Below are 5,961 nucleotides of genomic sequence, written 5' to 3'. Positions count from 1 at the left end.
GGGCCGCCGGTGCCGACGAGCTGGGCGGCACCGGCGAGGCGGGCGGAGCCGGCGAAGCGGGCGAACTGGGCGGAGTCGGTGGGGTCGACGGTGGACTCGGCTGTGGGGATGCCGCCGGCAGCGGCGGGGCGCTCGGTGCGCCCGTCGGCCTGGGAGCCGATGATCCCGGTGGGCTAGAAGACGACGGTCTCTCGCCAGGGACCTTGGTCTCCGGCGTCCGGGACGATTGTGATGTTTTACACGGGCTGACCGGCGACGACCCGCATCCTCCCAGCTGCGCAGGAGCACCACCGGATGTCACGACCACGGGCAGCAACCGGCGGGCCGGGCCGGGTGACGGTGGCCTGGGGCGCCAGCCGCCGAGCGCCACCTTCGCCGCGGCCAGCCCGCTGCGCACCGCGCCCTCCATGGTCGCGGGCCAGTCCGTATCGGTCCACGCGCCGGCCAGCGCGAGGCCGGGCAGTCCGGTGGCCGGGCCGGGGCGCAGCGCCCGGGTACCGGGGGCCTGCCGGAACGTCGCGGTGCGTTCCCGGGTGACGAACACCTCGACCGCCTCGGCGTCCCGCGCGGCGGGCAGCAGCCGACGCATCTCCTCGACGAAGATGTCACGGATCTCACCGGCGGGCCGGTCGATCCAGTCGTCCGCGGCCGACAGGGAGATCGCCAGGTACTGCGCGCCCGCGCGCTCGGGATGATCGGCCACCGACTCGGCGATCCCGCTGGAGGCCGTCCGGTCGAAGACCCACTGGACGGGGGAGCCCACCACGGCCAGGAAGGGCCCCGCCAGCACCGGCCGGTCGTAGATCATATGGACGTTGACGATCGGTGACGAGCCGAGGTCGACGAACCGTTCCGGATCCGCCACCGCGCCCTCGGGCAGCAGGGCGACCGCCGCCGGCGGTGGCACGGCGAGCACCACCGAGTCGGCGTCGAGCGTGCCGCTGTCGGTGACCACCCGCCACCCGGTGGCTGTCCGGTCGATCGTACGGACCTTCACGCCGGTCCGCACGTCCGCGCCGACGTCGGCGAGCTCCGAGGCCGCCGCCTCCCCGTGCAGCCGCTGGAGGGGCACCTCCGCCCAGCCGATGTCCCCGGCGTCGGCCCGCTCCAGCAGGCCGGTGCGCACGACCTTGGCGGCGAGCCCGAGGGAGGCCGCGTCCGCGGGGGCGTTGAGGGTGGCGACGGTCAGCAGCTCCCACAGCGCCTCGATCGTGGCCGGTGACTGGCCCCGGCGGGCCAGCCAGCTGCCGAACGAGACACCGTCCACCTCGGGCCGGCTCGGGTCGAGCCGGCCCAGCCGGTAGGCGGCGAGCGCGGCCCGCAGCCGCTGGCCGAGCGGGAACGCGCGGTATCCCAGCAGCGCCGGGGTCAGGTGCAGCGGCGCCGGCCAGGGGATGCGGGTACGCCGCAGCCGGGCGTTCGTACCGGAGCCGGCGAGCAGCACCGGGACGTCCAGCCGCGGCTGGAGGGTGGTCAGGTGCTCGACGCCGAGCCGGCGGAGGAACCCACGGTAGGCGGTGCAGCAGCGCATGAAGACGTGCTGGCCGGTGTCGACCCACAGCCCGTCCCTGGCGAACGAGGCGGTGGCGCCGCCCAGCCGCGGCCGCGCCTCCAGCACGGTCACGTCCGCGCCGATGTCCGCGGCGGTCAGCGCGGCCGACAGGCCGGCGAGCCCGCCACCGACGACGACCATCCGGTGGCCGCCCGGCGCCGGCGGCGGCCCGACGGCAAGCGTCACGGCAGGCTGTGCCGCGGCGGGTGATGCCGTGACAGCCCGCGTCCGCTGTGACGGTGCCGCGTCCGACGGCGTCCCGGTGCCCACGCTCATGCGGCCGACACCTCCGGGCGCCCGGCCAGGCTGCGCGCGGCCACCACCGCCTTCTCCCAGCCCGGCAGCGACAGCCGTTGCTGCAGGACGGGGGTGGGGTCGGTCCTGATCCGGCGGTTGAGCCGCAGGTAGATCCCGGCCATCGCCCCGCAGCAGGCGGCGCTGCGCCGGTCGAGCATGGTCAGCAGTTTCAGACCGCGCCCGTACCATTCGTCGGCCCGCTGCGCGCACTCCCGGAGGTAATCGACGAGTGCGTCCTCGGGACCGCCGAGCCGGCCGTCCGGGCCGAGGGCAAGGGTGATCCCGGCCTTTTCCAGTTCGGCCCGGGGCAGATAGATCCGGCCGGTAATCAGGTCCTCCCGGACGTCTCGGAGAATGTTGGTCTGTTGCAGGGCGATCCCGAGCTCGTCGGCGACCGTGGCGGCTCCCGCGTCCGCGCGCGCCGCCTGCGTGCCGAAGATCCCCAGTGACAGGCGCCCGATCGTGCCGGCCACCCGTCGGCAGTACTCGACAAGGTCGTCGAAGGACTCGTAGGTGACCCCACGCAGATCCATCTCGACACCGTCGATCAGTTCGCAGAAGGCGTCCAGCGGGATGGGGAACCGCCGGCAGGCGTCATCCAGAGCTATCAGAACCGGGTCGGAGCCGGCCGCGCCGAGCCCTGTGATGTCCGCCCGGGCCACGGCCAGGCGGGTGGCCTTCTCCTCGAGGGGCAGGTCGCCATCGCCGATGTCGTCGAGCCGGCGGGCGAAGGCGTACACCGCGGACAGCGCCGCCCGTTTGTCGACCGGCAGCAGCCGGATGCCGTAGGCGAAGTTGCGCGCGGCCTCGCGGGTCAACGCCTCACAGGACGCGTACGCTTCCTCTACCGTCGGCGACCGGAAACGACCGTCGTAGATCATTCGCCACCTCCACCCGCGGCGGGCCTGTTGATGATCCCGCCGCCGGTGACCAGCGGCGGCAGCGCGACACGCGCCGAGCGGGCCGCCCGCCTGGCGGACGGGGTGAGCGAGGCCAGCGCCACCGTCAGGGCGTAGCGGGCGATCCGCGGCTTCGGCGCGGTCGGGGCGCCGCCGAGGACGTCGCACCCGGCCCGCTCGACCGCGTCCAGCGCCGCGCGGCCACCGCCGACGAACCCGGCCAGGACCAGCCGCAGCCGGCCCTCGACGAGGCCCACCAGCGGTGTGCCCTCGTCGAGGATCCGGCGGGCGCGCAGCACCTGGAAGGCGATCAGCTCCCGTACCGCCGGGCCGGCGCTGGGGTGCGCGAGGTCCCGCTCACGTACCCCGAAGCTGTCGAGGTCCTCCCGGGGCAGGTAGATCCGGCCGGCGGCATAGTCCTCGGCCACGTCCTGTACATGCTCGACGATCTGCAGCGCCGTGCAGACCCGGTTCGACAGCTCGACCCGGTCAGGGGTGCTGACGCCGAAGACACCGAGCACCATGTGCCCCACCGGGTCGGCGGACAGGGTGCAGTAACGCAGCAGGTCGTCGAAGGTGTCGTAGCGGGTGACCAGCTGGTCCTGCCGGTTGGCCGCGACGAGCCGGCGGAACGGCTCCGGCGCCAGGCCGCATTCCCGGACGGTCGGCGCCAGCGCCTGGATGACCGGGAGTGTCGGCGTCCCGCCCCAGATCTTCTCAAGATCGTCTTCCAGCGCGTCGAGCAGCGCGAGCCGGTCGCCGGCCGCCTCGTCACCGATGTCGTCGACGAGACGGGCGAATCCGTAGATCGCGAACAGGTGCTGCCGCTGCCGGGCCGGCAGGATCAGCGGAGACACCGGGAAGTTCTCGGCGGAAGCCGCCCGCAGCACATCCTGGGGTGAGGACGTGAGGGCGTTCCCGGGCAGCGGCGCAGCAGGAGCTCCCACCCGCCCGGTTCCCGCCCGCCCGCCCGTCGGCCCGCCTGGCGGCGAGCCGACCTTTGCGTCACTTGTGGTCATGCGCCTCCCCCTCGTCAGCGGTTGGGCCTGACACGCGCCGCGGGAACGGTCCGGCGGCGCGCCTGAGCAGGTCTGCTCTGCAAATTCCTGAGCCTCCGGCCGCACGGAGCAGTAATGATCATGCAGCCTTCACCCTCACGGTTCCCCCTGGTGCCCCGGAGGCTGTGCGGGCCTCCGGCGACGCGCGACAGGCACGGCGCCGCCTTCGGCCCTCCGGCGGCCCGGGGGCCCGGGGGCCTTCCGGGCCGGCTCCCGGGACCCCGGGCTCGAAAAACCATGGCCGCACCGCATCCGGCCGGCCATCCGATATGCGGCACGCCCTTTTTCGGCGTGTGCCCCACATGATTCCCCGATCCAACCGATATGACCCCGTTACCGCCTGTCCGGGTACTGTGCGGACCCTCACATCCATGAGGGACACCGCCATGCCGCGGGACGTGCCATGGGAGTCCTCCCCTACCGCCGGCCACGCCGCGGCCGGGCACGGCGTCCGTCTCCTCCGTCGCGCGATGCATCACCCGCGGTCCGGGCCGGCCTCCCCGTCGTCCCGAGCGCTTCTAGCCGAAGACTCCCGCCAGCCGCCGGTAGAGCGCTGGCGCCGTCCCGTGGACACGGGCGGCAAGCGACAACCAGCGCGGCACCCAGATCTCGGCCTGGCCCCGCCCGGTCGCGAGCAGCATGCGCTCGGCGACAAGGCGAGCCGGTTGCAGGCGTGGCCACCTGCGTACGTAGGGCGCTCCACGACGACGGAAGAAGGCCGTGTCGACGACCCCCGGGAAACACAGGGTGACCGTTACGCCACGGCCGGAGACCTCAGAGCGCAGCGCATTGGCGAACCCGACCAGCGCGGCCTTGGTTGCCGAATAGGCGACCTCACCACGCACCCCCAACGCTCCGGCGACGCTGCCGACCAGCAGGATGCGCCCGTGCCCACGGTCGAGCATGGCCGGGAGCACCGCGCGGACGAGCGCCATCGGCGAGAGCACATTGACCGCCACAAGCTCGGCAAGGGCCTCATGGGAAAGCTGGTCGAACGGGCCGGCCGAGCCGAGGCCGGCCGCGCACACCAGCAGATCGAGATCACCGAGGAGGTCCTCGCTGCGGGAGGCCACGGTGGCCTCGGCACCCGGGACCGACAGGTCCACCGCGATCCGGTGACCGGAGGTGGACGCGGCGACCTCGTCGAGCGCGACACCGTTGCGGCCGACCAACAGGACCTTGCAGTTCATCTCGCCGAGCAGCAGCGCCGCCTCCCTGCCGATTCCGCTGCTCGCGCCGGTGACAAGCGCTGTCCTGGGCGGCCATCCCCGGCTGCCCGCGAAGCGGGACTGCTCGGCGACGACGTGCAGGCGGCTGTCCGGAACCGTGGGACGGGCCGGTGTATACACAACAAAACCCTCCGGTCGCGCGGTGGTCGCCTCCTCCCGGGTGGGAGACGGTCGCGGTCAGGCCCTCGGAACCTGGGTGTCGCCAGCGCTGACGACAAACGGTCGGCCCCACGTACGGCCCAGCCCTATTTCATCGCCCCACGGCCGGAACGTCCATCGTCAGGTGGACGACACGGCCCCGAAAGCCTTGTCGGACCCGTCACGGCAACGACGGATCCACACTGCAGGCACTACATGACATCCGGTCGACATTCATCCAGAATTCGATTGTCGACCGGTGGCTCCCATCACACCGGTACGCGGCATCGGAACACGGATTTTTCGTGGCCGACATGCCACAGCCCGCCGCCTGGCCCTTGACATCAAGACCCTTGACATCAAGGATCTGATGCGCTCCGGCGGGCGCCGATGTAACTAGAAGAATTCAATCGCATCACCTGGACGTATCCCAGCATTACTGAAGGTGCCACCCGGCGCCTCCACCGCCTCCGTGTAAGCGGTGCCAGCCCGGTAGATCTTACAACTGCCGGGATCCTCTTCGACACATGGCGTCATCTCATGGATCGCCACCACCCGCCCGTACCGGGAGAACACGACCGAGAGCGGGATCAGGGTCCGATACATGTAGAAACCATCCGTCGACTCCCCGCCGAAGACGAACAACATGCCGGTTCCGGGCAGCAGCGACGTGCGGCCCATCAGCCCGCGCCCACGGGCGGCCGGCGTCTCGGCGACCTCGACGGCGAGGGCCACCGCCCCCACCCGCACCCGGCGGGCCGCCGAGCCCGCCCCGGCCCGTGCCGGGC

At 72.5% G+C, this 5,961-nt stretch carries 5 protein-coding genes; all 5 read right to left on the bottom strand.

Features of this window, described 5'->3' with window-relative positions:
- Positions 1 to 1,693 (bottom strand): hydroxysqualene dehydroxylase HpnE (hpnE, locus tag NBW84_RS19105; protein WP_250286110.1); only part of this gene is annotated, 1,693 nt, incomplete at its 3' end.
- 131 nt (positions 1,694 to 1,824) lie between these two features.
- On the bottom strand, positions 1,825 to 2,730 hold the full coding sequence (hpnD, locus tag NBW84_RS19100; protein WP_250286107.1) for a presqualene diphosphate synthase HpnD: 906 nt from the start codon (positions 2,728 to 2,730) through the stop codon (positions 1,825 to 1,827).
- Positions 2,727 to 3,767 carry a squalene synthase HpnC gene (gene hpnC, locus NBW84_RS19095; RefSeq protein ID WP_250286106.1) on the bottom strand — a complete coding sequence of 347 codons (1,041 nt, stop codon included), beginning with the start codon at positions 3,765 to 3,767 and terminating at the stop codon, positions 2,727 to 2,729. Before hpnC ends, hpnD begins: the two co-directional genes overlap by 4 nt.
- Positions 3,768 to 4,324: 557 nt before the next feature.
- Positions 4,325 to 5,155 (bottom strand): SDR family NAD(P)-dependent oxidoreductase, encoded by an 831-nt coding sequence (locus NBW84_RS19090; protein ID WP_250286105.1) that lies wholly within the window; start codon positions 5,153 to 5,155, stop codon positions 4,325 to 4,327.
- Positions 5,156 to 5,569: 414 nt separating this feature from the next.
- Positions 5,570 to 5,961: DUF192 domain-containing protein (locus NBW84_RS19085; RefSeq protein ID WP_250286104.1), on the bottom strand; the 392-nt coding region annotated here is incomplete at its 5' end.

This window comes from Protofrankia sp. CiP1_Cm_nod2 (genome assembly GCF_920664355.1).
Classification (GTDB): Bacteria; Actinomycetota; Actinomycetes; order Frankiales; family Frankiaceae; genus Protofrankia.
This window is presented reverse-complemented; position numbering and strand designations above follow the sequence as displayed.

What these genes read in the sequence shown, in the direction of transcription:
- hpnD (WP_250286107.1), bottom strand. Translation starts at nt 2,730, where the DNA reads ATGATCTACGACGGTCGTTTCCGGTCGCCGACGGTAGAGGAAGCGTAC.
- hpnC (WP_250286106.1), bottom strand. Translation starts at nt 3,767, where the DNA reads ATGACCACAAGTGACGCAAAGGTCGGCTCGCCGCCAGGCGGGCCGACG.